The 1,015-nt window shown below is 43.9% G+C and carries 1 protein-coding gene; it reads left to right on the top strand.

Annotated elements, in window-relative coordinates; translation table 11 throughout:
- Position 1: 1 nt before the first annotated feature.
- Positions 2-1,015: Clp protease N-terminal domain-containing protein (locus ORJ00_RS18965; RefSeq protein ID WP_306140557.1), on the top strand; the 1,014-nt coding region annotated here is incomplete at its 3' end.

Below are 1,015 nucleotides of genomic sequence, written 5' to 3' on the forward strand. Positions count from 1 at the left end.
TATGAGACTCGATCGTATGACTAATAAGTTTCAAATTGCCATTTCTGATGCGCAGTCATTAGCATTAGGACGGGATCATCAATTTATTGAACCTATCCATTTAATGATGGCACTGCTTAATCAAGATTCTGGTTCAATTCACCCTTTATTAACCCAAGCGGGTATTCGTGTCAGCGCGTTGCGCTCGTCATTAAGTCAAGAGCTTGAGCGTTTTCCACAAGTAGATGGCACCGGCGGTGACGTGCAATTATCGCAAGGTCTTATTCGCCTACTAAACTTATGTGACAAGTTGGCTCAAAAGCGCAAAGATAAATACATTTCATCAGAATTATTTATCCTTGCAGCCCTCGAAGGGAACGACCCTCTAGCCAAAGCATTAAAAGATGCTGGTGCATCAAAAGAGTTGATGGATAAAACCATCGAACACGTTCGTGGTGGCCAAATAGGAGATGTTCCAAAGGCTGAAGACCAACGCCAGGCATTGAAGAAATTTACGGTGGATTTAACTGAGCGAGCAGAGCAGGGAAAATTAGATCCTGTAATTGGCCGAGATGATGAAATTCGTCGCACTATTCAGGTTTTACAACGCCGGAGTAAAAACAATCCAGTGCTAATTGGCGAGCCTGGTGTTGGTAAAACGGCAATTGTGGAAGGTTTGGCCCAACGTATTGTGAATGGTGAAGTCCCTGAGGGGATCAAAAACAAGCGTGTGCTTTCTGTAGATATGGGCTCATTAATCGCGGGAGCAAAATATCGTGGTGAATTCGAAGAGCGCTTAAAAGCTGTTTTGAACGAATTATCCCAAGAAGAAGGCCAGGTTATTCTGTTTATTGATGAATTACACACTATGGTTGGTGCCGGTAAAGGCGAAGGCGCTATGGATGCGGGTAATATGTTAAAGCCTGCCTTAGCCCGTGGTGATTTACATTGCGTTGGTGCAACCACTTTAGATGAATATCGTCAGTATATTGAGAAAGATGCAGCGCTTGAGCGCCGTTTTCAAAAGGTGCTGGTG

Source organism: Rheinheimera baltica, assembly GCF_030731985.1.
GTDB classification, from domain to species: Bacteria; Pseudomonadota; Gammaproteobacteria; order Enterobacterales; family Alteromonadaceae; genus Alishewanella; species Alishewanella baltica.